The 24,822-nt window shown below is 66.8% G+C and carries 22 protein-coding genes and 2 pseudogenes; 16 read left to right on the top strand and 8 right to left on the bottom strand.

All coding sequences use genetic code 11. The annotated features are described in order from the left end of the window. Positions 1-997 precede the first annotated feature (997 nt). Together NUV94_02300 and NUV94_02295 are read left to right on the top strand one after the other, a co-directional pair. Positions 998-2,224: a tRNA pseudouridine(54/55) synthase Pus10 gene (locus NUV94_02300; GenBank protein MCR4391619.1), complete on the top strand. Its 1,227-nt coding sequence runs from the start codon at positions 998-1,000 to the stop codon at positions 2,222-2,224. 52 nt (positions 2,225-2,276) lie between these two features. Next, positions 2,277-3,014, top strand: a complete 738-nt coding sequence (locus NUV94_02295; GenBank protein ID MCR4391618.1) for a PD-(D/E)XK nuclease family protein — start codon at positions 2,277-2,279, stop codon at positions 3,012-3,014. 16 nt (positions 3,015-3,030) lie between these two features. On the opposite strand, the gene NUV94_02290 is transcribed toward NUV94_02295, so the two are convergent. Together NUV94_02290 and NUV94_02285 are read right to left on the bottom strand one after the other, a co-directional pair. Further along, positions 3,031-4,170 (bottom strand): MFS transporter, encoded by a 1,140-nt coding sequence (locus NUV94_02290; GenBank protein MCR4391617.1) that lies wholly within the window; start codon positions 4,168-4,170, stop codon positions 3,031-3,033. 5 nt (positions 4,171-4,175) lie between these two features. After that, a complete protein-coding gene (locus NUV94_02285; protein ID MCR4391616.1) occupies positions 4,176-6,500 on the bottom strand; it encodes a xanthine dehydrogenase family protein molybdopterin-binding subunit in 2,325 nt (774 codons plus the stop codon). A 573-nt stretch (positions 6,501-7,073) separates the two neighbouring features. Here NUV94_02285 and NUV94_02280 point away from each other — a divergent pair. From NUV94_02280 to NUV94_02265, 4 genes are read left to right on the top strand one after another with little or no spacing between them, the layout of a single operon-like run. Next, positions 7,074-8,447 (top strand): TolC family protein, encoded by a 1,374-nt coding sequence (locus tag NUV94_02280; GenBank protein MCR4391615.1) that lies wholly within the window; start codon positions 7,074-7,076, stop codon positions 8,445-8,447. Beyond that, positions 8,444-9,457: a biotin/lipoyl-binding protein gene (locus NUV94_02275; GenBank protein MCR4391614.1), complete on the top strand. Its 1,014-nt coding sequence runs from the start codon at positions 8,444-8,446 to the stop codon at positions 9,455-9,457. Before NUV94_02280 ends, NUV94_02275 begins: the two co-directional genes overlap by 4 nt. Then, positions 9,454-10,146 (top strand): ABC transporter ATP-binding protein, encoded by a 693-nt coding sequence (locus tag NUV94_02270; protein ID MCR4391613.1) that lies wholly within the window; start codon positions 9,454-9,456, stop codon positions 10,144-10,146. Before NUV94_02275 ends, NUV94_02270 begins: the two co-directional genes overlap by 4 nt. Next, a complete protein-coding gene (locus NUV94_02265; protein ID MCR4391612.1) occupies positions 10,133-11,473 on the top strand; it encodes an ABC transporter permease in 1,341 nt (446 codons plus the stop codon). The genes NUV94_02270 and NUV94_02265 overlap by 14 nt, the downstream gene beginning before the upstream one ends. A 64-nt stretch (positions 11,474-11,537) precedes the next feature. Here NUV94_02265 and NUV94_02260 read toward each other — a convergent pair whose 3' ends face one another. From NUV94_02260 to NUV94_02240, 5 genes are all read right to left on the bottom strand, one after another. Further along, entirely contained in the window at positions 11,538-13,151 is a 1,614-nt protein-coding gene (locus NUV94_02260) for a choice-of-anchor D domain-containing protein (GenBank protein ID MCR4391611.1), read from the bottom strand. A 134-nt stretch (positions 13,152-13,285) separates the two neighbouring features. Continuing rightward, positions 13,286-14,314 carry an ornithine carbamoyltransferase gene (locus tag NUV94_02255; GenBank protein ID MCR4391610.1) on the bottom strand — a complete coding sequence of 343 codons (1,029 nt, stop codon included), beginning with the start codon at positions 14,312-14,314 and terminating at the stop codon, positions 13,286-13,288. Between the two features lie 68 nt (positions 14,315-14,382). Beyond that, complete coding sequence (locus NUV94_02250; protein MCR4391609.1) at positions 14,383-15,414, bottom strand: N-acetylornithine carbamoyltransferase; 1,032 nt, start codon at positions 15,412-15,414, stop codon at positions 14,383-14,385. A gap of 83 nt (positions 15,415-15,497) precedes the next feature. Then, entirely contained in the window at positions 15,498-16,445 is a 948-nt protein-coding gene (gene arcC / locus NUV94_02245) for a carbamate kinase (protein ID MCR4391608.1), read from the bottom strand. Positions 16,446-16,487: 42 nt separating this feature from the next. After that, positions 16,488-17,204, bottom strand: a complete 717-nt coding sequence (locus tag NUV94_02240) for an FCD domain-containing protein (GenBank protein ID MCR4391607.1) — start codon at positions 17,202-17,204, stop codon at positions 16,488-16,490. A 94-nt stretch (positions 17,205-17,298) separates the two neighbouring features. On the opposite strand from NUV94_02240, the gene NUV94_02235 reads away from it, so the two are divergent. The 10 genes and pseudogenes from NUV94_02235 (at position 17,299) to chrA (ending at position 24,586) form a co-directional block, all read left to right on the top strand. Then, positions 17,299-18,765 (top strand): pyridoxal-phosphate dependent enzyme, encoded by a 1,467-nt coding sequence (locus NUV94_02235; GenBank protein ID MCR4391606.1) that lies wholly within the window; start codon positions 17,299-17,301, stop codon positions 18,763-18,765. Positions 18,766-18,769: 4 nt separating this feature from the next. Next, positions 18,770-19,570, top strand: coding sequence for an XdhC family protein (locus NUV94_02230; GenBank protein ID MCR4391605.1), 801 nt, complete (start codon positions 18,770-18,772; stop codon positions 19,568-19,570). Next, a complete protein-coding gene (locus NUV94_02225; protein MCR4391604.1) occupies positions 19,564-20,190 on the top strand; it encodes a DUF2478 domain-containing protein in 627 nt (208 codons plus the stop codon). The genes NUV94_02230 and NUV94_02225 overlap by 7 nt, the downstream gene beginning before the upstream one ends. Before the next feature lie 36 nt (positions 20,191-20,226). Continuing rightward, a complete protein-coding gene (locus NUV94_02220) occupies positions 20,227-20,526 on the top strand; it encodes a DUF202 domain-containing protein (GenBank protein MCR4391603.1) in 300 nt (99 codons plus the stop codon). A 70-nt stretch (positions 20,527-20,596) separates the two neighbouring features. Continuing rightward, positions 20,597-21,013, top strand: a complete 417-nt coding sequence (locus tag NUV94_02215; protein ID MCR4391602.1) for a pyridoxamine 5'-phosphate oxidase family protein — start codon at positions 20,597-20,599, stop codon at positions 21,011-21,013. 3 nt (positions 21,014-21,016) lie between these two features. Continuing rightward, positions 21,017-21,913, top strand: a pseudogene (locus NUV94_02210) (zinc-dependent alcohol dehydrogenase family protein). Then, a pseudogene (locus NUV94_02205) lies at positions 21,910-22,644 on the top strand (ABC transporter permease subunit). Before NUV94_02210 ends, NUV94_02205 begins: the two co-directional pseudogenes overlap by 4 nt. Before the next feature lie 112 nt (positions 22,645-22,756). Then, on the top strand, positions 22,757-23,170 hold the full coding sequence (locus tag NUV94_02200; protein MCR4391601.1) for a helix-turn-helix transcriptional regulator: 414 nt from the start codon (positions 22,757-22,759) through the stop codon (positions 23,168-23,170). Continuing rightward, positions 23,157-23,363 (top strand): hypothetical protein, encoded by a 207-nt coding sequence (locus tag NUV94_02195; GenBank protein MCR4391600.1) that lies wholly within the window; start codon positions 23,157-23,159, stop codon positions 23,361-23,363. The genes NUV94_02200 and NUV94_02195 overlap by 14 nt, the downstream gene beginning before the upstream one ends. Before the next feature lie 134 nt (positions 23,364-23,497). Next, positions 23,498-24,586 carry a chromate efflux transporter gene (chrA, locus tag NUV94_02190; GenBank protein MCR4391599.1) on the top strand — a complete coding sequence of 363 codons (1,089 nt, stop codon included), beginning with the start codon at positions 23,498-23,500 and terminating at the stop codon, positions 24,584-24,586. Between the two features lie 39 nt (positions 24,587-24,625). Here chrA and NUV94_02185 read toward each other — a convergent pair whose 3' ends face one another. Then, on the bottom strand, positions 24,626-24,796 hold the full coding sequence (locus NUV94_02185) for a DNA-directed RNA polymerase (GenBank protein ID MCR4391598.1): 171 nt from the start codon (positions 24,794-24,796) through the stop codon (positions 24,626-24,628). Positions 24,797-24,822 lie beyond the last annotated feature (26 nt).

The raw sequence follows: 24,822 nt of genomic DNA, 5'->3' as shown, positions 1-24,822 counted from the left end.
CCCCGTGCCTGGGCGCCCTGGACCTCCACCCCTTCCGCGAACCGCCCCAGCGAACGCAGCAGCACATCAAGCTGCCCTCTCTCCCGCACCCGATCCAGTCTCCCCAGGCTCGCTACGATCCACTGGCGGGTGGCGCCCCCTCCCACCGGTTCTCCACGAGCTGGAGGTAGACGTGCCGGCCGACCTTCTTCTGGCGGATGAACATCCCCCATCGCCTCCCACCGCCACGCTGGCTTGGATGAGGGGAGAAGTCAAGAGCGAGGCCCACAACCCTGGCACCAGGTTCTGGCGTTTCTTCACCCTGCGATGCGATCAGATCTGCATCCTGGCCTTCGCCCGCGGCCGGAGCTGTAGAAGATGGGTCAAGCTTGGCGGCCAAGATGAGGTTCCTGCTGGTGCCGTAAACCGCGCGCCTTAGCTTTGACCGCTTCGATCAGCGGCCGCAGGCAGGAGTGAATCGCCCCAGAAGCACCACCGTCTCAGGAACGCCTCCCCCGTCCCGCGGTTTTCCTCCTAGGACCGTCCACCGGGGGATGGTGTGGTCCCGGGGGGTCCCGTACCCTGGTCACGGGTGGGGATCACCAGCCCTCCCGAGGTTCGGTAAGACGTCGGTGGCCCGGCCCATCGCACAGGGTCCTCGGTCCAGGGCTTACCACGACAGGAAGAGAGCGGAGGGGAAGAAGCATGACCAGACGGTGCGGGCTCTTGGGCGGCACATGGCGCGGGTGATGTGGTCGATGCTCGAACAGGGTCGAGACTACGAACTTCGGGAGGACTTATGGGCCGCTTGAAAATCCAAGCAAGTGTTCAGGTCTTGTTTTTTGTCATCTCGCGGTTCGTGGACCACCTATGGGAGGTACAAGCCGACCGACTTGGGGCTCAGAGGCCTACCCTTCCACGCCCGCAATACAGGCTTCCTTTGTCCTCTAACCATGGACTTCCCTGACCCAGCTAAGGTGAATGAACCGACAACACCCCTGGCCTATAATTCTCCCCCATGGGCCCCATCGAGCTTGCCGCAAGCCTCCTTGCTGCTGGGCCGATCTGCGATCGGTGCCTGGGCCGTCGGTTCGCCCTCCTCGGGGAAGGGCTCACCAACGCCGAGCGGGGCCAGTACGTGCGGGCCGCGGCTTCAGGGCTGACGGTTCCCGTGGCGCCCGAGCGATGCTGGGTCTGTGAAGGCCTGTTCGACCGTGTCCCGGCGTGGGGCCAGGAAGCAGCCGGGCTCGTCCAGGACCACGAGTTCACCACGTTCCTGTTCGGGGTCCACCTCACCCCACGCCTGGCGGCAATCGAGGAGTTCCTCGATGAACGGTTTCCGTCCCCGTGGGCGGAGCCGTTCAAGCGGGACATGAACCGGGAGCTTGGCAAGGCGTTCGAGCGGGCCCTCGCCGTTCAGGGACGGACGGCTACGGTGGACTTCCAGCGCCCGGACGTGCAGTTCACCGTGGACCTCGACCGGGGAACGATCGAGCTCGTGATAAACCCCGTCTACTTCTACGGCCGCTACCGCAAGCTCGTGCGCGGCATCCCCCAGACCCACTGGCCATGCCGTGGATGCCGCGGCCGCGGCTGCGAACGGTGCCACGGGACGGGCAAGCAGTACCCGACGTCGGTTGAAGAGTTGATCCTGCCCGCGTTCCTCGCCGCGGCCCACGGCACCGGCGGGCACCTCCACGGCGCCGGGCGCGAGGACATCGACGCCCGCATGCTCGGCCGCGGGCGGCCGTTCGTGCTGGAGGTCCGGGAGCCCAAGCGGCGCACGCTGGACCTCGCGGCCATCGCCCGCGAGGTGGACGCCGCCGCGGCAGGGGCGATCGAGGTCCTCGACCTCCGCCCGGCCACCGCCGACCTGGTGGAGAAGGTCAAGGAGGAGCGGGCCGACAAACGGTACCGGGCCCGGATCCAGCTCGCGCGCCCGGTGGACGAACCCGCGTTCCGGCAGGCCCTCGCTTCCCTGGTCGGGGAGATCGAGCAGCGCACCCCGACCCGGGTCCGCCACCGCCGGGCGGACATGGTCCGCAGGCGACGGGTCCACGCGGTTCAGGGGAAGCTCCTTTCCCCCACCGAGGCCGAGGTCGACGTCCTATGCCAGGGCGGCCTATACGTGAAGGAGCTCATCTCCGGCGACGACGGGGCGACGCAGCCCAACCTGGCCGCGCTCCTCGGGGTGCCGGCCCAAGTGACGGAACTGGACGTCCTAGACGTGCTCGATGATCTGTAATCCTCGTCACGCCCGTTGCCTGGCCGCTCGGGCCGGGTTAGACTCGATCGCCATGCTTGCCGAACGGCTTGAGGAGTTCTTCCAACGGGAAGAGAGGGCTCGTGCCCGTGACTACTTCTACGTGAGCGAGGTCAGCAAGTGCCCGCGCCAGATCTACTACGCGGTCAAGGGCTTCCCCAAGCCCCCGTTGGACGGCCTGACCGCGCGGAAGCTGGCGGTGGGCGAGGACGCCCACCGCCGGCTCGTGCAGGCCCTGTATGGGCTGGGCGTCGTCGTCGCCGCCGAGGTGCCCATCCCTCCCGGGAAGCTGTTCCACGGTCGGGCGGACACCATCGTCTCCGTCGACGGCAAGAACTACGTGGTGGAGATCAAGACCGTCCACCCCTACAACTTTGACCAGATGGCGGCTGCCCCCCGGCGCGACCACTACCTCCAGCTCCAGCTCTACCTCCACTACTTCGCCATCCCCCAGGGGATCATCCTCGCCGAGAACAAGGCCACCCAGGAGCTGCGGGAGTTCCTGGTGGACCTGGACCGGGAAGCGGTGGACCGGGTGATCCGCACGTTCGAGCAGCTGCGGCAGCAGATCTTCGTCGAGGGGAGGCTCCCTCCCTTGCCGGACAGGTCCGATTGGGAATTCGACCAGTGCCGGTACTGCCCGTACCAGGCGTTCTGCACCGGGGACGTGGCCGTCCTTCCCGGCCAGGGCAAGGTCGAGGAGGTTCAACCCGCCCTCGCCTTGGGGGAAGAACGGGAAGGCCCGCGCACCCTGTTCGACGAGCTGGACTAAACCCAGCTGGTCAGTTCTACGCCGTCGGGGCCGGCTCCTTGAGGCCTACCCCGAGGAGGGCCGCTGGCACCAAGAGACAGGTCAGGATCCCCAGGGCAACATCGAGCCCCAAGAGGTCACCGAGGTAGCCGACGAGGGTGATGAGGAGAGCCCCCACTCCCCACGCCAGCCCCATCAGGACCCCGGACACCGTCCCCCGCTGCTCGGGGAACAACTCTTGCCCCAGCACCACCGATACCGGGGCGGAGGCAAGGAGCATCACCGCGGCCAGGGCCAGAAACAGCAACGACAGCCAACCATCGGAGAGCAGGAACAGGTAGAGACAGGGCAGCGCCCCTACCAGGGACCCCACGATCACCCGGCGGCGACCGAACCGGTCAGAGAGGCGCCCGCCCACGATGTCGCCCAGCGCCCCGGACAGGGCGTACACGGTGAGGGACAGGCTGGCCAAGGTCAACGGTGCCCCACGCCGCGTCCACAGCACGGCGAGGAACGTGAAGTAGGACGAACCCACGATCTCGCGGAGCACGACGATGGACCACAGCCGGACGAGCTGCCTTGCGTTGGGGTGGTAGCGCAGCTTGAGCCGGGCCTGGGCGGCAGGGCGCGGCTCGCGGGGAATGGCCCACACCAACAGGGCGACCAGCGCCCATGCGGGGAGGAGCAGGGCTGGAGTAGCGGACATGGCGAACCGGCCGACCACCGCGGCGATGAGCAGCGGGCCTACCGCGGTCCCGATCGTCCCCCCGGCGGAGAACAGGGCCATGGTGATGCCCCGGCGGTTTCCGTGCGCGGCCACCAGGGACGCCGCCGCCGGGTGGAACGCAGCCGTCCCCACCCCGGCCGCCACCAATGCCGTGGCTACCGCCCAATAGGTGGGCAACACCCCGAGGAGGCACATCGCGGTGGTGGTCAACGCCGGGCCCACCAGGACGAACCACCGCGCGCCAACGCGGTCCACCGCCATCCCCACCGGAGGCTGGGCGAACGAGGCCACGCCGGTGCGGACCGAGGAGAGGAGCCCAGCGAGCGCGAGGGAGATCCCCAGCCGGTCGATGAGGAGGGGCAGGAGGGCGGAAAGGAAGCTTCCGTACCCGTCGTTCAGGCCGTGGGCCAGGGCCAGAATCCCGGTGGACGGGGTGCCCTTTCTGGCCATGTCGGTTATGCGCCGCGGCCGATGAGGTCCAGCACCCGCTCCGGCGTCGCCGGATAGGCGCGGAGGCGCGTTCCTGTGGCCGCCGAGAGCGCATTCGCCACCGCGGCGTGGGAGGCCATCAGCGGAACCTCCCCGAGGCCCTTGGCCCCGAACGGCCCCCCTGAGTATGAGGCCTCGACGAACTCGACCACGAGCTCATCCGGCATGTCCATCGCCGTGGGGATGTGGTAAGCGGTGAACGTGGGGTACAGGATCCGCCCCTCCTCGGCCGGGAGCTCCTCCATCAGGGCGTACCCGATCCCCTGGGCGATCCCTCCGATCACCTGGCCCCGGGCCGTGTCCGGGTTCACGATCTTCCCGGAGTCGTGTACCGCCCAGAACCGGGTCACCCGGGCCTCCCCGGTGAGGAGATCCACCTCCACCTCGGCGATGTGGCAGGCGTAGGCGTACACGAAATACGCGTTGCCAAGGCCGGTCTTGGCGTCCCAATCCACCGGCCGGGCCTCGGCCCAACCGGAGGCGGCCATGTCCCAGTTGTGGGCCCACATCCAGCGGGCGATTTCGGCCAGGGAGACCGAGCGGGTTGGATCCCGCGCATCGTGGAAGCGGGCGTCGCCGGGGACGACCTTGGGACAGCCGAGCATCTCCATCGCGGCCTCGACGATGCGGGCCCGGAGCTTCTCAGCCGCGTCGAGGACGGCCATCCCTTGGACGGTGGTGGTGCGGGAGGCCACGGTGGGCCCGGAGTCCGGCACCCGGGACGTGTCCACCGGGGCGACCTGAACCGAGGCGAGCGGGACGCCGAGGCCCTCGGCGGCGATCTGGGCAAGGACGGTCTGGGCCCCTTGGCCCATCTCCGTGGTTCCCACGGCCAGGGTCACCGAGCCGTCCGCCTCGAGCTTGAGGTACGCCCCGGCCTTATCGAGGAGCGGGGCTTTTGCGCCCATGCCCACCCCGTACATCACCGTGGAGGCGCCCAGCCCGCGGCGGCGGAACCGGTCCTGGGCGTTGAACGCGGCCACCTCATCCTGGAGTTCGTCCCAGCGGGAGAGCTCCCGGGCCCGGCCGATGGCCTCCGGGAGCCCTACGGATTCGGTGAGCCGCTGCCCGGTGGCCGTCTCGTCCCCCACCCGGAGGGCGTTCTTGCGCCGAAGCGCGAGCGGGTCCATCCCCAGTTCCCGGGCGAGCTCGTCCATCTGGGACTCGTGGGCGAAGATGACCTGGGGCGAGCCGAACCCGCGAAACGCCCCGCAGGGGACGGTGTTCGTGGCCACAGAGTACCCGTCCACCTTCACGTGAGGGATCCGGTATGGGCCAGCAGCATGGATGAGCCCCCGCCACAGCACCGCCGAGGACAGGGTCTGGTACGCGCCAGCGTTGTAGTAGAACTCCACCTCGACCGCGGTCAGGGTCCCGTCCCGCTTGGCCCCGGTGCGGTAGCGGACGAGCCCGGGATGGCGCTTGGAGGTGGTGGCGATGTCCTCATCTCGGGGGAGGACGAGCTTCACCGGCCGGCCCGCCTTCCAGGCGAGCACCGCGGCCATGGCCGCGAGATGGCTGGGCACATCCTCCTTCCCGCCGAACCCGCCGCCGGTGGCGGTCTGGACGATGCGGACCTTGGCGAGGGGAAACCCCATCACGGCGGCCACCGCGTTCTGCACGTAGAATGGGCACTGGAGCGTCCCATAGACGGTTATCCCGCCATCCTCGGGGACGGCGATCACCCCTTGCGGCTCGAGGTAGGCGTGCTCCTGGTAGCCGACCCGGTACTCCCCCTCCACGACCACATCGGCCTCGGCGAACCCGCGCTCCACATCCCCTTTGCGGATGACCATGTGGTTGAAGACGTTGCCCCCTTCGGCGGCCGCGGGGACGGCCACCTGGGGGGCGCTGGGGCGGATCGCCTCGAGGGGGTCGAACACGGCCGGGAGGTCCTCGTAGGCCACCTGGGCCAGGGCCGCCGCCTCCTCCGCCGCTTCCCGGGTCTCCGCGGCCAGGAGGGCGATCGGCTCGCCCACGTACCGCACGACCCCATTGGCAAGGAGGGGCATGTCCCGGTAGATGATGGGGACGACGTTCTCCCCGGGGATGTCCTTGGGCGTGACCAGACAGGCCACCTTGGGGTGGGCGGCGACCTGGGATAGGTCAAGCCGGAGGATGCGGGCGTGGGGGCGGTCGGAGCGGATGGCCTTTCCGTAGAGCATGCCGGGGAAGGCGAGGTCGTCGGCGTACCTGGCCTGGCCCCGCACCTTCGCCTCGGCATCCAGGCGCGGCGCGGCCTTCCCCACCACCTGCTCCGCTTCCTCCACGGGGGCCTTGACCCGAGCCACTAGCCATCCCCTCCTCCGAGGCCGGATTGTACCGGAGGAGAGGGTGGATTGTCCCGTCAGGCGGGCAACCTCAGGCGTGGGCGTTCCCTCTCCTTGGATCTCTACAGAATCTCCACCGCTGCTCTATGGATTCTGCATTGCCGCCTGTTAACGGTGCTGTACGGAGCACCGCAACGACGATCTCGATGGGCGCGGGCTGTGGAGCGCTGAGGCTTGCTCAGTTGAGACAAGGGGCGCCGGCCGGACCCCCGGTCGGGATCTCCGCGGACAGGTCCGCTCCTTAGATTGGGGCGCTCGGAAGGGAAGCGCAGCGGACAGGGGGCCGGTATCGGGAGAGCCGGCTGCGCTGCGAGATCGGGTGGGAAGGCGGACACCCGGGGTCCTTCGGATTGCGAGGCAAGGCGGTCCCGTTGGTAAAGCGCGGTTCGGCTCTTGCAGATGAACGACCAGGCTGGGTCCATACCAGGGGGGAAGATACTTCCCTACCAGAGGGATTGCCATTTCCTTGCCCCTGAATGGCCGCTTGTTCACATGTCCTGGTCCGTTTGGCCGTTCCCGATTAGGATGGTTGCAATGGTGAAGAGGCGCGTCGGTCTTTCCCTCGCTGTGGTCTGTCTCGGGGTTTGGAGTGGCGCATTGTCGGCACCCCAGCCTTCACCCCTGACCTTGGGCCAGGCCATCACGCTGGCACTCGGCAATAGCTCGGAAGTTTGGGAGGCGGAACTGAACCTCACGATGGCTCAGCTAGAACTTGCGGCGGCCAAGGTTTTCCTCCCGCAAGTGAGGTTTCAGGTCCAGCCGTTTAGCCTCTCCCCCAGGGATGGGTTTCCAGGGACCGCGCAGGGGCAGCTGTCCATGGAGCTAGCGCCCTTCAGGGGTGCGGATTTATCCTTCAGCCTAAGTCCGGCCTTCAATTGGGCCACGGGCACCTTGTCAATGTCCTGGGAGCTTTCCTTCTCCTACCGCTATGACCCCGTCGCCGCGCTGTCCCCCAACCAGGTGGAGTTGCGCGAGGAGAGCGTGAGGTCGGCCGAGGACGCGCTTGAGCAGACGAAGAACAAGGTAGCGCTAGAAGTGATCGGGCGATTCAGTGAGCTCCTCGCGAAAGAGGCTGCGGTGGCTCTGGCGGAGGCCAAATTGTCCACGGCCCAAGCCCGATTGGCCGGGGTCACCGAGAGGGTAAAAGCCGGTTTGGCGGGGGCCCTCGACCGTTTGGAGGCGGAATTAGCCGTCAAGGAAGCAGAGATCACGTTTCGAAAGCGGTCATCCGAATACGCTCTAGCCAGGGGTGAGTTCAAGGCCTTGCTCGGGATCGAAGGGGAGTATGAGCTTGTCCCTCCCGAGCTTTCGGTGGACGAGATTTTGGCCAGGGCCAAGGAGCTCCTGGCATTGGATATCCCTTGGGAAGCCGTTCAGGCGAACGGAAATGTGCAGAGGGCCCAGGATGCCTTGGACAATGCTGAGCGGCAGCTCCGCGCCACACAGGCGGCTGCCCTGCCTGTGGTGTCCCTCAGCGCCGGGTTGAGGCCGGGGAATGAGATGGAGTGGGGGATAGGGTTGACCTTCCTCTTCAACCTGTTTTCCCCGGAGCGCCCGTCGCAACTTAAGCTGGCTCAAGCCTCGGTGGAGTTAGCCCAGGCACGTCTCGAAGTCGCCGAACAGGAGGCCATGAAGGCCATCTGGAACCAGAAAACCGCACTGCAGCAGGCCCTGGAAGATCTCGAACTCCTTCAACTGGAGGAGGCCAAGTGGGATTTGGAGGAAACGATCATGCGCGAGAAGCTGGAGGCCGATGTGATTAGCGTGGATGAATGGGAGGATTTCCAGTTGAGAAAGCGAGGTTTCGAGAGAGATCGGGAGCAAAGGGTGTTCAATTTGGTCCTTGCCTATCTCCGCCATCGGCAGATCCTGGGGTTGAAGGTTGGTTGGGAGGAGATCCTGCCATGAGAAAGCGCTGGAAGTGGGCAGGAGGCATTGTCTTGGTTCTCTTGGCCGCCGGAGTAGGGTGGTACGGCTGGCAGCGGTGGACGAACCGCGATGGAAACACGCCGCAAAGCCAGTCCCTCGGGCCCACTGTACGGGTGGAGCGGGGGGACATCCTGCAAATGCTGACCGTGGTTGGGGAGGTCATCCCCAACGATGAGGCCACCTTCACCTTCCAGGAGGGGAAGCTCGTCGAGCTTAGGGTATCGGAAGGCGACGCAGTTGAGAAAGGCCAAATCTTGGCGGTGCTAGACTCAACACAAGAAGAGCTGGCCCTGCTGCGGGCCGAGCGGACGCTGGCCGAGGCACGTGCGGCGGGCGTACCCTCGACGATCCGGGAGAAGGAGCTGGAATACAAGATCGCCACTGCGAACTACGAGACGACCACCATCCGCGCGCCCTTCCGGGGGATCGTGGCCCGGGTGGAGAAGAGCGCCGGGCAGTACCGGGTATCCGTGCTGGACACCACCGCTCTGTTCATCGCGATCGAGGTCAGCGAGCTCGATGTCCGCCAGCTGGCCGTGGGCCAGCGAGGCCAAGCCACATTCGACGCCGTTTCCGGCCGGGCCTGGACGGCGGAGGTTGTCCGGGTGGGGCTTCAAGCGGTCAAGAGCGGTGGGGGGAAAGTGGTTCCGGCAGTCCTGAGGATCTCAAACCCCACTTCTGCAATTCTGCCGGGGTTTTCGGTTAAAGTCGACATCGTCACGGCCGAGGCGCGGGGGGTGCTGCGGGTCCCGGTGAGCGCGCTGATGCAGCTTCCACAGCGTTGGGGCGTGGCGGTGGTGAAGGATGGGACGGCCACGCTCAGGCCAGTGGAAGTGGGCGTGGTTTCGGAGCTGTACGCCGAGATCAAGGCCGGGCTGGAGGAGGGGGAGGAGGTCCTGCTCTATCCCGCGCAGGCCAGGGAGGCGCTGCAACCGGCGCCCACCGACGCGGCTCGCCCCGCCGGCAGGGCTGCTCCCCGATCACCATGACGGGACCGCTCATCGTCCTCGAAGGGGTGAAGAAGGTCTACCGCCTTGGGGAAACGGAGGTGTGGGCCCTGCGGGGGGTCGACCTCGTCGTTCGGGAACGGGAGTTCACCGCGGTCATCGGCCCTTCCGGGTCGGGGAAGTCCACCTTGCTCCACATCCTGGGGTGCCTCGATCGGCCCACGCAGGGACGGGTGCTCGTGGAAGGGGAGGAGGTGTCCAGCCTTTCCCGGAACGAGCTCGCGCGCGTGCGCAGCCGCAACGTAGGGTTCGTGTTTCAGCGGTTCTACCTCCTCCCCTACGCCACGGCCTTGGAGAACGTGGAACTGCCGCTGGTCTATGCTGGGGTGAAGCGGAGGGAGAGGCGGGTGAGGGCACTTGAGTGCTTGCAGGCCGTGGGACTGGCGCACCGGGCACGGCATCGGCCCACCCAGCTCTCGGGAGGAGAACACCAGCGGGTTGCGATTGCCCGGGCCTTGGTGAACGAACCGAAAGTGCTCTTGGCCGACGAGCCGACCGGGAATCTGGACACCAAGACCGGGCACGACGTGCTCAAGGTTTTCAGCTCCTTGAACGCGGACGGGCGAACCGTGGTCGTGGTGACGCACGCGCCCGAGGTGGCGGCCTACGCCAAGCGCCAGATCCGCATGAGGGACGGGGAGATCGAGGAGGATACCGGTGGATTGGGTTGAGGTGCTGCGCAGCGCCTTGGCTGCTCTTTCGGCCCACAAGCTTCGCACCGGGCTTTCGATCTTGGGGGTGGTGATCGGGGTCGGGGCGGTGGTGGCCATTGTGTCCATGCTGGAGGGGGCCACCTCGCAGATCACCAGCCAGATCGCGGGCCTGGGGATGCGGACCGTGAACGTGACCATCCGTCCCAACGCCATCGAGGACAGCCGGGCGAGAAGGACGTTCACCGAGGACATCTCCGCCGAGTTCCGGTCGCTCTCTGCTGTGTCCGGTGCTGCCCCCGTCAGCCGAGCGTCGGGGGAGGTGATCTTGGCGGGAGGGTCCACCTGGCCCGTTGGCGTGATCGGGACGACGCCTGAATACGCTGAGATCTTCGACTACTACCCGGTCCAAGGCCGCTTCCTCCACCCCATGGATGAGAACCGCAAGAAGTCGATCGTCCTCGGGGCCAAGGTGGCCCAAGACCTGTTCCGCGGTGAGGAGGCGATTGGGACGAGGCTTACCCTTTCCCTGTACGGTGAGAGCGAGACGTTCTGGGTGGTGGGCGTGATGCAGGAACGGGGACAAGTAGGGTACCAAAACCTAGACGACCAAGTCTACATTCCCATCACGACCCTCCAGAGCCTCGGTGGTTCCACCTATATTAGCTCCTACATTGTCCTGGCCAAAAGCGAAACGCTCGTGAAGGAAGCGGGCACCCAGGTCGAAGGGCTGTTGAACGGGATGGTCTACGCCTCCCAGCAGGGCCAGTCCCAGGTTGCGGGCCAGTGGACCCAGTTCCGGGGAGGCGGGTTGCCGGGCGTGCCGAGCTTGCCGGGGTTGACGACGGGGGTGGGGGTGGCGCCGATGGCGACCGGCGCGGGGCGAACCCGGACCGCGATGCCCCCGTTTGACGTGCGTATCCCCCAGGAGATCATGGAAACGTTCGAGCAGACGACCACTACCATGATGCTCACGTTGGGGGGCATTGCCGCGATCTCCCTGTTGGTTGGGGGGATTGGGATCATGAACATCATGCTCGTCTCTGTGGCGGAGCGGACGCAGGAGATCGGGATCAGAATGGCGGTGGGAGCGCGTCCCCGAGACATTTCTGGCCAGTTCCTGAACGAGTCGGTGTTGATCTGTGTCCTCGGCGGGCTCGTGGGCCTCGGGTTGGGGTGGGTGGCGGCCTGGCTCGGTACCCGGTTCGGGGGATGGCCGTTTGCGTTCTCTCCGCTCCCGGCCGGGGTCGCCTTCGGCTTCTCCATCCTTGTCGGAGTTGCTTTTGGGCTTTACCCCGCCCTGCGGGCGGCCCGGCTCGATCCTGTGGAGGCACTAAGCAGACTTTGAACCTCCCCATGGCTCTAACGATTCCATGGACGTTACCTACCGCAGGGCCCATCCGCGCCGATGTTTATCGCTGGCCTCGCCCCACGTAGTACAACGGCGCCCCGCCCACGCTCAGGGTGTAAGCGCCCACGGGGATAAGGGCGTTCGCCGCGTTCACGAGCTGGAGGTTGGCCTTGCTCACGGCGAAACCAGGATCGCCGGGCCCAACCCGGGTCCCCACGATTACCGCCACGTCGCCCTCGTCCACCCCTCCCGTGGGGTTCACCACCACGAAACGCACTTCACCGCTTACGTTGTCGATGGAGGTGGCCATGACCTGGAACCCGTTTGCGCCCTGGACCCCGGTCACCTGGAATCGGGTGGGGTCGTAGCGAAGCCCGAGGTGCCCACCGGGCCCGGCCGTGCCCACGGCAAGCCCTGCAACCCCGTTCGGGAACCCAACCACAGTTATAGGGACCGCCACCTCCTCGCCCACCCCGCCGGTGAGGGGGGCCACGGCGAGGGTGGCCTCGGCATCTTCTAGATCCACGTCGCCATCGTCGTCCACGTCCGCCCGGTGGCGCTGCTCGGGGGTGAGGGTGATGAGGCCGTACGCAGCCATCTTGGCCAGTCGCACGTCGGCCAAGGCAATCGCCCCGTCCCCATCCACATCGCCTTTTAGTGCGGTCCCCCTCCCGGAAAGGGCCACCCCGACGGTCGGGTTAGCGGGACCGCTGGTGGGGACAACGAGGGTGGCGGACTTCGCGCCGGCCGAGGCGGGCTTGAACACCACCTGGAAGGTCCTGGATTCCCCGGCGGGGATGGTTGTCCCAGAGCACTGGTCATCCCGGATTTCGAACTCCCCAGCGTTCTGGCCGGTGAGCGTGATCGTGCCCGCCACAAGCGCCGCACAGCCGGTGTTGGCCACGGTCACCGCAAGGGGCGAGCTTTCCCCGCCCACGTCCACCGCGCCGAAGTCGTGGGATGTGGGCGAGACCGAAACGGCCGGACTGGGCCGAAGGCCTTGAATCCAACCGGTGTTTTCGGGGGTGTTCCCAGCCCCCGGGGTGGAGCCGCCAGGCCCATCGCCCCCGACAACCCAGTTCGCAGAGTCGTTCACCCCGGACTGCGTATCACCCGCATACCAAGCCGCCTTTGTGGAACCAACGTTCGAGATCACTGGGTTTTGCCCTGTCCCGTTTCGATAAGAAATCCCGTCCACAGTGCCTCCAGAATCATCGAGGAGGACCAGCGAATCCCCTGGATTACCAAGCCCATCCCAGCGCTTGAAATCGAAGTAACCGCTGGCGTTGGCCGGAAGGACCACCACGCAATCATCAAAGTCATGGTCTGGATATGCAGGGAAGTGGTCGGGCAAATAGCCGGTAGCGCCGGGATTGTAAACGACAATTGTAGTGCCAGCAGGGACGGATGCCCAGACAGGTTGATTTTGAAACACAAAATGAACTCCTCCACCTGTATCGCCCTGCTGGTCGCGGAAGACCCAACCGCGCATATCCACCGAAGAACAGGGGCCAGTCCCCACCACCACGAGCTCCACCCACTCCCCGTTCCCATAGGCCTTCCCTTGGCCAAACTCGTTGATCACCACGAGGAGGCTCTCCTGGGCCCAGGTGAAGCCCGCGCTGCCCAGGGCCAAAACCAAGAGAAACGCCACCCCTAAAGCGCCCTTTCTCATGATCCCCCTGAGTCCCCAAGCGCATCATAGGCGCTTTCCATGGCCAGGGGAAAACGGTGGAATATGGTGGGAAATGTTCGCCACAAAATGAAACCGGGGCGCAGGGTGCCCCGGTCGACCTGCATCCTATGTGTTCAGAGCCGCCCACCCATGGTCAGAGCCAAAATGGCCTTCTGCACATGGAGGCGGTTCTCGGCCTGGTCGTACATCCAGGAGAGCTCAGGATCGTCGCACAGCTCCACGTCGGCCTCGTGGCCGCGGTCGATCGGCATCACGTGCATGAGATACCCGGGCTTCGTAAGCTCCTTCTGGCGTTTGCGCGTATACCGCCAATCCCGGAACTTTTCGGCCATCTTGATCTCCGCGTCTTTTCCGATCTCGTAGCGGCGGGGGCTCATCCATCCCCGGGGGAACACGACCGTCGCCCCTTTCAGGGCGTCGTCGAGGTCGTTCGTGACCTCGAGCGAGCCCCCGCTTTCCCCGGCGTACTTCTTGGCCAGACCAAGGACGTCCGGATCGAGCTCGTACCCTTTGGGATGGGCCACCACCACGTCCATCCCGAACCGGGCGGCGATCACGAAGTCTTCCTGGACCGATCCCCACGACCGGACCCACGGCGAATAGGCCCACATGATCGTGTACTTCACCCCCTTGAGATCCTGCCCCAGCTTCTCCCGCAGGGTGTAGAGGTCGGTAAGGGCCTGGCAGGGGTGCCACACGTCGGAGGCCATGTTGATCACCGGGATCTCGGCGTGCTCGGCGAACCGGTACAGGATCTCCGTCCCCTCCCCGTAGCGGGACACCTTGTCCTCGAGGAGCCGGATCCCGATGCCGTGGGCGTAGCGGGCCATCACCTTCGCCGTGTCCTTGATCGTCTCCCCTGCCCCCGGCTTCTCCTCCAAGGAAAGCCGGAGGTCGGCCACGGCGATGAACTGGGCGTGGCCGCCGAGCTGGGTCATCGCAGACTCGAACGAAAGGCGGGTGCGGGTGGAGGTGTTGCAGAAGAGCATCAGGAACGTCTTGTCCTTGAGGGCGGGGTGGGGGAGGCCTGCGTAGTACATGCCCTTGAGCTGGTCGGTCACCTTGAGCGCGATCTCCAGCTCCTCCTTCGTCCAGTCCTTGGTGCTGATGAGGTCTTTGCCCACAAGCTGAAACCAACTCATCCCTTCCTCCTTTTCCGTGACCCGTGAACCGTGATCGGTACGATGACCAACGGATCACGGATCACGTCCTACATGATCAAGGCCATGAGGCCCTTCTGGGCGTGGAGGCGGTTGGCGGCCTCCTCGACGATCACCGAGTTCGGGCCGTCGATCACCTCGTCGGTGACCTCCATCCCCCGGTCGGCGGGAAGACAATGCATGTAGATGGCGTCGTCCGTGAGCTTCATCTTCTCTTGAGTGGTGATCCAGTGCCGGTTGGCCTCGAAGATCGCCTTGGCCTTGGCCGGGTCCATCGGGGCCTTCCCGTCGGTGGGTTGAGCCGTCCAGGACTTGGGGTACACCACATCCGCGTCCTTGAACGCCTCGTCCATGTCATGCACGAGCTTGAACGAGCCCCCGTATTTTTTGACGTTCTTCTTCACCGCGGCGAGGATGTTGGGGTCGAGGTCGAGGCCCTTGGGGTGGGCGAGGACGATGTCCATCCCGAAGTAGGAGGCGCCGATGATCGCCGACTGGGGCACGGCGAGCGGCTTCTCCACTGAGCCCGAGTAGGCCCAGGACATCACGAACTTCTTGCCCCTGAGGTCGCCGAGCTTCTCCTGCATGGTCATGACGTCGGCCAGGGCCTGGCAGGGGTGGTACATGTCGTCCTCCATGTTGATCACCGGGACCCGCGACCAGCGGGCGAACTCGCGCACGATGAGGTCGCCTTTGCCGTAGATCCACCCCGTGTGCTTGCCGTAGATGCGGATGGCGATGCCGTGGCCCATCTCCGCCAGGACCCGGGCCACGTCAGCGATGCGTTCGGTGGAGTAGGCCTGTTCCTCTCCCGGCAAGGCCGGCGTGTACACCGCCCCCGGCTGGAGGAAGTGGGCGTGGCCCCCGAGCTGGGTCATCCCCGCCTCGAACGAGTTCCGGGTCCTGAGCGACATGTTGTAGAACAGCATGAACAGGGTTTTGTCCTGGAGCAAACGATGCGGTTCCCCCCGGATCCAGTTGCGCTTGAGATCGAACGCCGTGTCCAGGATCGTCTCGATCTCCTCCCGATCGAACTCAAGGAGCGTGATGAAGTCCCGTCCACGCAGATCTGTTGCCGCCATGCTCTACCCCCTTTCTCGTGATCCGTGACCCGTTATCCGTGATTCGTTGGTCATCGTACCGATCACGGATCACGGTTCACCGGTCACGGCACTACTTGCGTTCCAGCCTGGCCCTCCAGGGCCGCCAGCGCCTGATCGAGCGAGGCGATCGCCGCCCGCTCCCCGCCTGCTTCCACGAACCGCACCGCCGCCTTCACCTTGGGCTCCATCGACCCCTTGGCGAAGTGGCCCTCGCTCAAGTACCGCTTGGCCTCAGCCGCCGTCATTCGGTCCAGGGCCCGCTCGCCCGGCTTCCCGTAGTTGAGCTTCACCTTCTCCACATCGGTGAGGATGAGGAACACGTGCGCCCCCACGTCCTCGGCCAGGCGCTCGCCGGCGAGGTCCTTGTCGATCACCGCCTCCACACCCTTGAGCTCCCCGTCCTGTTGGACCACCGGGATCCCACCCCCGCCGGAGGCGACGACGATGGCCCGGTTCTGGACGAGGATGCGGATTGCCTCCCGCTCCACGATCGCCTTGGGGTCGGGGGAGGGCACAACCCTCCGCCAGCCCCGGCCCGCGTCCTCCACCACATGCCAGTCCTTCTCGTCCCGCAGGCGCTTGGCCTCGTCTTCCCTGTAGAACGGGCCCACGGGCTTGGTGGGATTCTGGAACGCCGGGTCGGCCTTGTCCACCAGGACCTGGGTGACCACGGTCGCCACCGGGATGTCCCCCCGGCCCCGCCGATCGAGGATGTTGTGCAGGGCCTGCTGGATCATGTACCCGATCAGGCCCTGGGACTCCGCCCCGCACACGTCCATCGGCATCGGCGGGACGACGTGCTTGGCGGCGTCGTGCTGGAGCAGGATGTTCCCCACCTGGGGGCCGTTGCCGTGGGTGATGACGATCCGCCACCTCCCGGAGAGGACCATGTCCGCAAGCTGTTCGCAGGTGTGGTACACGTTCGCAAGCTGCTCTTCGAACGTCCCCTTCTGTCCCCGTTGGAGGATCGCGTTCCCTCCCAGCGCCACCACCACCGTCTTCTTCTCCATCGTTTCCCGTCCCTCCCTTGGAGCGTCGTGCCTGAGATGTAGCTAGTTCGGCTCCTCGCCTTGGACGAGCCGCCACATCCGCTGCCAGTGGTTGCGCATCGCCGCCCCGGCCTGGGCCGGCCGCCGGGCTCGGACCGCCCGGGCTATTTCGGCGTGGAGCGAGGCGACCTCGGCAATGCTCCCTTCATCCTTCAGGTAGTACTCGCGGGTGAACTCTCGGTACAGGTGCTGGTCCATGGTGTTGATGAGGGGAACCAGCACCGCGGCAAGCAGGTTGTTCTGGGCGGCCTCGACCAGCGCCAGGTGGAACCGCTTGTCGGTGTCGAAGTACTCGGTGAACCGGTCTGAGCTGGTGAGGCCGGCGAGCTCGTGAGCCAGGCCTTCAAGCTTGTCCACGTGGGTTTCGCTCCGCTTGCGGGCGGCGAGCTCCGCCACCGGCGGCTCCAGCACCGTGCGCGCCTCCATGATCTCGAGACAGCTCGCCTCGTTCTCCAGGATGAACAGGGCCTCCAGGGCCATGGACTCACTGGGGTGCTTCACGAAGTTGCCGATGCCGGGGCGGGCCTCGATCAGCCCCACCGCGGCCAGGGCGGAGAGCGCCTCCCGCACGGTGGGGCGGCTGACCCCCATCTGCTGGGCGAGCTCGGCCTCGGACGGGAGCTTCCCTTCCACCGGGAATGCCCCGTTCTTGATCGCCTGCAGGATCTGCTCGGCGACCGCCGTCGATGCCTTCGTCGGCTTGACCTTGCGGAACCCCATACCCTTGTCAACCTGCCAGACAACATGGTAGCATTATCGCTGGGCAGGGTCAACTTGAGGCCCAGGTCCCCAGCGAAGGGGTTGAGGAGAACGCATGCTCGACTTGACGGTAAACGAGAAGGGGCGCCAGCGCGCCGTGGAGCAGGCCAAGAAGCGGGGGATCATCATCCCCACCTTCGCCCAGATGAAGGACCCCAACAAGGTCCCGGTCAAGATCCGCGACGAGCTCCGCGGGATCGGGCTCTGGGACCTCCACCCGCGAAACCTGTTTCGCATCACCTGGAAGAACGAGCCCGTCCCCCACGGAGGAGGGTTCGGCCGGGTCAACTACCTGGAGATGCCCCGCGCGCTTACCGGCGTCCGGGCACGGATCATCGCCTTGGTCGGGAAATGGTTCCCCACCGGGTCCCATAAGGTGGGGGCCACATTCGGGTGCTTGGTGCCGCGGCTGGTGACCGGCCAGTTCGACCCCACCTTCCACAAGGCGGTATGGCCGTCCACCGGGAACTACTGCCGCGGCGGGGCGTACAACGCGAGCCTTCTCGGGTGTGAATCCATCGCCATCCTCCCTGAAGGGATGTCCCGCGAACGGTTTGAATGGCTGTCCCGCATCAGCGGCGAGGTCATCGCCACCCCGGGGAGCGAGTCCAACGTGTGGGAGATCTTCCAGAAATGCAAGGAGCTCGAGCGGACCCGGGACAACGTGATGATCTTCAACCAGTTCGACGAGTTCGGGAACCACCTTTGGCACCATGCCGTCACCGGACCGGCCATGGAGGAGGTCCTCCGGGGAGGGCTGGGTCCGACGGGGCGCTACGCGGGGGTGGTGCTCACAAGCGGTTCCTCCGGCACCCTAGGGTGCGGGGACTACCTGAAGGAACGGTTCCCCGGAAGCAAGATCGCGGTTGGGGAGTCGCTGCAGTGCCCGACTTTGCTCCTGAACGGGTTCGGCAGCCACCGGATCGAGGGGATCGGGGACAAGCACGTCCCGTGGATCCACAACGTGCGCAACACCGACGTCGTGATCGCCATCGACGACGAGGCCCCGGTGAGCCTCATCCGCCTCTTCAACGAGCCCGCGGGCCAGGAGTTCCTCCTCCGCCAGGGGGTGCCGCCTGCGTTCGTGGACAAGCTCCCCCTTCTCGGGATTTCCAGCGCCGCCAACCTCCTCGCCGCGATCAGGTTCGCCAAGTACTACGAGCTCACCGAGCGGGACGTGGTATTGACCGTGTTCACCGATTCTATGGAGCTTTATCAGAGCCGGCTTATTGAGCTCCGTGCGGAGCGGGGCCCGTACTCCGAGACCCAGGCCGTGGTCGACTACCACCGCTGGCTCCTCGGGGCGACGACCGACCATATGGCCGAGCTCTCCCATTGGGATCGCCGGCGGGTCCACAACCTCAAGTACTTCACGTGGGTGGAGCAGATGGGGAAAACCGCGGAGGAGCTCCTGGCGCAGTGGTACGATTGGCCGGAGTACTGGGACCGCATCCACCGTCAGGTTGCCGAGATCGACGAGCTGATCAAGGAGTTCAACCGGATGGCCGGGCTGGAGGTGTGAGGGCGTGGAGGCAGCGTTCTTCACGCGGGTGGCGGAGTGCTTGGCCAGGGGTGAGCCCGCGGTGTGGGTGGAGGTGGTGGCGGTGGAGGGGCCGGCGCCCCGCGAGCCGGGGGCGCGGATGCTCGTGTTCGAGGGTGGCCGGATCGAGGGGACGATCGGCGGCGGGGCGTTGGAGCAGAGGGCGCGGGAGGACGCGGTTGCGCTCCTGTCCTCGGGCGAACGCACCTCGCTCCGCACCTACGAGCTCCTCGACCTCGGGATGCTGTGCGGCGGGCGGACGACCGTGTTCTACGAGGTCCTCGCCTCCCGACCGCGACTCGTCATCTTCGGGGCTGGCCACGTGGGGGCCCTCCTCGGCCGGCTCGCGGGCGAGGTGACTCCGTTTGCGGTGGAGGTCTACGACGATCGCGCGGAGCGGGCGGGTGAACTTGCCCCTGGCGTCGTGGTCCATCACCTGCCCGGCTATGCGCTCGTCCCCGTGCCCTCCGGACAGACCTACGCGGTCATCTGCACCGATTCCCATGCCACTGACCTCCATGTGGCGACCCAGGTCCTGGCCGCGGAGCCGGCCCCGGCCTACGTGGGGATGCTCGGCTCCCGTCCCAAGGCCGCGGAGGTCCGCAAGCGGCTTGGGGAGGCGGGGATCCCCAAGGAGCGGGTGGAACTCCTGCGCTGCCCGGTAGGGCTTCCCATTGGGGGCAAATATCCCGGTGCCGTGGCGGTGAGCATCCTCGCCGAGCTCCTCGCGTTCCACCACGGTCGTCTTGTCGAAACAAGGGAGTGCCTTAAGGAGGGCGGATCGTAGTTGCGGGTCTTGCGGACCACGTCCTTGCCCACCGCGACCGGGGCGGGCGGGCCTTCCTCGTCACCGGACCCATCGGCTCGGGGAAGACCACGGGCGTCCTGGCCCTGACCGGGGAATTGCGAGGGCGAGGGTTGAGCGTGGCCGGCGTCGCCTCCCCGCGCGTGCTTCAGGATGGAGAGACGGTGGGGTACCGGGTCCGCGACCTTGCCACCGGTGAGGAGTTCCCGCTGTGTTCCCGTGAACCCCCGGGGATCGCGTTCCGCAAGTTCTTCTTCTCACCCGATGGCCTTGCCTTCGCCAACGCCGCGCTTCGCCGGGCGGCGGGGGAGGCCGCGGCGATCCTGGTGGACGAGGTGGGACCGCTCGAGCTTGCCGGCGGCGGGTTCGCCCCTGGGATGCGGGCAGCGCTAAGCTCCCCGGCGTTCCTCGTCCTTACTGTGCGCCCGTCCCTGGTAGATGAGGTGCGGGCCTGGGCCGGACTTCCGGCCGCCACCCCCGTGTGGGCACTTTCCCCGACGGGGGCCGACATCCGGCGCATGGGGGATCATAGGGTGCCCGGGATCGGGAAGAGCTGGCGCAGGTTGTGTTCCATCGACTGGGGAGGTTCCATTGGGCTGTGATGGCCAGAAAGCCGAAGATCGACGCGGAGGTGAAGGATGAGCGTCCCCTATGACGACGTCTCCGGGGAGGACCTGGTGCTGCGGGATCGGCTGGCCGCGGAGCGTACGGTCCTGGCTGCCGAACGTACCTTCCTCGCCTACGTCCGTACTGCGCTGGCGTTGGTCGCCGCCGGGGTGTCGTTCGTGTACTTCTTGCAGTCCCCGTGGCTGACCGCCCTGGGGTGGGCGCTCGTGGCCGCTGCCGTGGCCACGTTGGTCGTGGGCAGTTGGCGGTTTTCCGTCGCCCGCAGTGGAATCGCCCGCCTCACCGCCCTTCCTCCCGAGGAGCAACCCTAGCCGTCTATACATGCTGGCCGGTCCGTCACCAGCGAGATATCCTGGGGCTCCGTGTCCGTAGGAGGCGATCGTGGAACAAGAGGTGGAGGAAAGGCTATGGGAGGTCGTCGAGGAGAGCGAGATCGCCCTCTTCATCACCAACGCCGAAGGCTACCCCCGGGTGCGCCCGATGACGATCCTCGCCTACGAGGAGGAGGGCGGCGTGTGGTTCGCAACCAGCAGGTCGTCCCGTAAGGTGGAGGAGATCGCCCGGAACGCCAAGGCCACCGCGTGCTTCCTCGACCTGGAGGGCGGTGCCTACGCCCAGGTGTTCGGCGAGGCGGAGCTAGTGGAGGATCCGGAGCTTAAGAAGGAGTTCTGGGAGGAGGAGTGGAGTGATTACTGGGAAGGGCCGGACGACCCGGACTATGTCCTCCTGTACCTCCGCGGGGCGCGGGCCGAGTACTATCTCGTGGACGAGGACGAGTTGTGGGTGGTGGAGTTCTAGACCGCCTGCGGGGTCTGTCACACCGACCTCCACATCGCCGAGGGGGACCTACCCCTGCCCAAGGCCCCCCTTGTGCTGGGCCATCAGGTCGTGGGCGAGGTCGACGCCTCGGGTCCCGGGACAGCTCGGTTCAAGGCCGGCGACCGCGTCGGGGTGGCGTGGCTTCACTTCGCATGTGGGGAGTGCCGGTACTGTCGGCGGGGTCAGGAGAACTTGTGCGAGAACGCCAAATTCACCGGCTACCACGCCGACGGCGGCTTCGCCGAGTGCCTCGTGGCTCCAGAACCATTCGTCTACCCCATCCCCGATGCCCTTCCTGATGAGGGTGCGGCCCCCCTCCTCTGCGCGGGGATCATCGGGTACCGGGCCCTCCGGTTGAGCGGGGTTGCCGCTGGGGACCGACTTGGCCTCTACGGGTTCGGGGCCTCTGCCCATCTCGCGGTCCAGGTCGCCCGCCACCGGGGGTGTGAGGTTCACGTGTTCACCCGCACCGCGGTCCACAAAGCGCTTGCCCGGGAGCTTGGGGCGACATGGGTGGGAGAAGCACAAGATCAACCGCCTGAGCCCCTCGATGCGGCCGTGGTGTTCGCCCCAGCGGGATGGATCGTGCCCGAGGCCCTCCGGGCGGTGCGGCCAGGGGGGACCGTGGTCCTGGCGGGGATCCACATGACCCCGATCCCGGAGATGTCGTACCACCTCATCTACGGGGAGCGGGTCCTGCGCTCGGTGGCGGGCGCCACCCGCCGGGACGGGGAGGAGTTTTTGGCCCTGGCCGGGGAAATCCCGATCCGCACCGAGGTGGAGGTGTACCCGCTCGCGGCGGCGGGCGACGTGCTCCTGCGCCTCAAGCGGCGTGAGGTCCGGGGGGCGGCGGTGCTCCAGGTGGGAGGCGGGCGATGAGGCCGCTTCGGTTGTTCAAGGGGGCCCGGCCCCACCGCCCCCTCAGCTGGGGGGATGCCGTGGTCCTTCTGGGGATCGCCGCGCTCCTCTACGCCGGGGTGCGCCTGGCGTTCTCCGCCCCGCCGGTTGTCAAGGGGCCGGCGATCTCCCTCGCCCCGGCGGCCCTGCCGTGGTACGCGGTGCTGTCCGTGGGCCGGATGGCCACCGCCTACGTGCTCTCGCTCCTCTTCTCCCTCGCCTACGGGTACAAGGCCGCCCACAGCCGCCGCGCGGAGAGGGTGCTCCTGCCGCTCCTTGACGTCCTGCAGAGCGTGCCCATTCTTTCGTTCCTCCCGGTGGTGGTGTTGAGCCTGACCGCGTTCCTCCCCCAGGGGCTGGCGCTCGAACTCTCCGCGATCCTCCTCATCTTTACGAGCCAGGTCTGGAACTTGACCTTCGCCTGGTACCAGCCCTTGACCACGATCCCCAAGGAGCTCCAGGAGGCGAGCACCGTGTTCCGTTTCCACCCCTGGCTGCGGATGAGGGCCCTCGCCCTCCCGTTCGCCGCGATCAACCTGATCTGGAACAGCATGATGAGCTGGGCCGGGGGCTGGTTCTTCCTGATGGCGGCGGAGATGTTCACCGTGGGGGCGCGGGACTTCCGCCTGCCCGGGCTCGGGGCGTACCTTCACGAGGCGGCCTCCCAGGGCAACGCGGCCGCCATCGGATGGGGCCTGGGGGCCCTGGTCCTGGAGCCGGCGGGCACGTCGGCCCCGGCCGCCTAGGTTCGAGCGCCTGCCGCTTGACCTCCGGCGTTCGCAGCGTATCATCTATATGCATAAGTCACATAGAGGTGGAGGGCGCATGTGCAGCGGGCAGGACCGTGGCCACGAGGACCGGGAGTGCTGTCCCCAGTTCGCAGGACGGGTTCGCGGCTTTCTCCAGCCATGGATCCTCCTTGAGCTCTCCCGGGGATCGGCCCACGGCTATGAGCTCCTTGAGCGCCTGAGCGGGGGCGAGGACGTCGCGAACGCCGACCCCGGCTTCCTCTACCGCACCCTGCGCGGGTTCGAGGAGGAGGGCCTGGTCCGCTCCTCATGGGACACCGCCGGCAGCGGCCCCGCCCGCCGGGTGTACGCGATCACCGACCTCGGGCGGGAGCACCTGCACGCCTGGGCGCTGCACCTCCGCCACACCCGGGACCGACTGAACCGGTTCCTGGCGGACTACGAAGCCCTCACGACGGGGGAAGGGGGTGAGCGGGATGTACGGGCATGAGCATCGCCACCACGGCCACCATCACTGCTGCTGTTGCTGTCCGCCTCGTGGCCATCACGACGGCCTGGGCTTCCACCGGCGGCTCTTGAGCCGGGAGGAGAGGGTCGCCCGGCTCGAGGCGTACCTGGCAGAGCTCCAGGCGGAGGCCAGGGCGGTGGAAGAACGGATTGCCGAGCTGCGGAGGGCTGCCTAGCGCCCTCTCCGGGCGTGACGAGGGAGGGGGCCAACCCCTCCTGGCGTCCTGACAGCCGCCCTTCTCCGCGCTAACCTGTGAGCGGTATGGGTCAAGTCCAGAAATCTTCCCATAAGGCGCGTCGTTTGGCGGAAGTGGGCGGGCTGTTCCTAAAACTGGGGACCATCTCCGTGGGCGGCCCGGCGGCCCACATCGCCCTCATGGAGGAGGAGACGGTGGAGCGCCGCCGGTGGCTCACCCGGGAGCAGTTCCTGGACATGGTGGCGGCCGTCAACCTCGTGCCCGGGCCGAATGCCGCGGAGATGGCCATCTGGCTTGGGCACATGCGGGCGGGTTGGGCCGGGTTTCTGGTGGGCGGGGCCGCGTTCATCCTTCCGGCGGCGTTCCTGTCAGCCCTCTTGGCCTGGGCCTACCAGCGGTACGGCGCCCTGCCCGAGCTCCACCGCGTGTTCGCCTTGGGGATCCACCCCGCGGTGTTGGGGGTGATCCTTGCGGCCGCGATGCGCCTCGGCAGGGCTGCTCTGACCCATTGGTCGTGGGGGTTATGGACGGCAGGGGCCCTCGCGCTGAGCCTGATCGGAGCGGATCCGGTGCGGATCTTGCTCGGCGCTGGTGCCGCCGCGCTGCTCCGGCGTTGGTTCCCCCAAGGCGCAGGGGGCCTCCTGGCGGTGGGCGTCCTGCCGGGGATGGCCGGGGGCCCCGACGTGGGAGCGGTGGCTCTCTTCTTTCTCAAAGTGGGGGCGCTGCTTTTCGGAACCGGGATGATGCTCTACGCGTTCATCGAGCGCGAGCTCGTGGCCCTCGGTTGGCTCACCCCGGCCCAGCTCATCGATGCCGTGGCCGTGGGGCAGATGACGCCGGGACCGGTGCTCTCCTCGGCCACGTTCATCGGCTGGCTCCTTGCCGGTCCAGGCGGGGCGGCCGTGGCCACGGCGGCCATCTTCCTGCCGTCGTTTGTGATCGTGGCCGTCCTCAGCCCGAGCCTCCCGCGCATTCGTCGCTGGCCGGGGGCGCGGGAGTTCCTGGCCGGGGTGTCGGCCGCGGTGGTGGGGGTGATCGCCGCGGTGGCCGTGCGCCTGGCGTGGGGGATGCATTGGGACGTGGGAACAGGCATCCTGTTCCCGGTTGGCCTGGGGCTGCTTCTGTTTGGGCGCTGGCCGGCCTGGGCGGTGGTGCTCGCCGGGGCCATGGTGGGGGCGGTGCGGTATCTCGCAGGGGGATAGAGGAAAACGGGGCGGCTTTGCAGCCGCCCCGTCTGGATCTCACCGCAGGATGCGAGGATTGTTCCGCCGATGCTGTCGGGCGCACTTCTGACAGTAGACCGGGCGATCGGTCTTGGGCTCGAACGGGAGCTCCTCGATCTTCGCGCCACAGTCCGCACACGTGAGTCCCAAATGACTCACATTGTACATCTTGCGCTTTTCGTAGGCCATTCCGCCTCCTTTCCCGTAGGCCGATA

The sequence above is a fragment of the Candidatus Acetothermia bacterium genome, from assembly GCA_024653305.1.
Lineage (GTDB): Bacteria > Bipolaricaulota > Bipolaricaulia > Bipolaricaulales > Bipolaricaulaceae > JACIWI01.
This window is presented reverse-complemented; position numbering and strand designations above follow the sequence as displayed.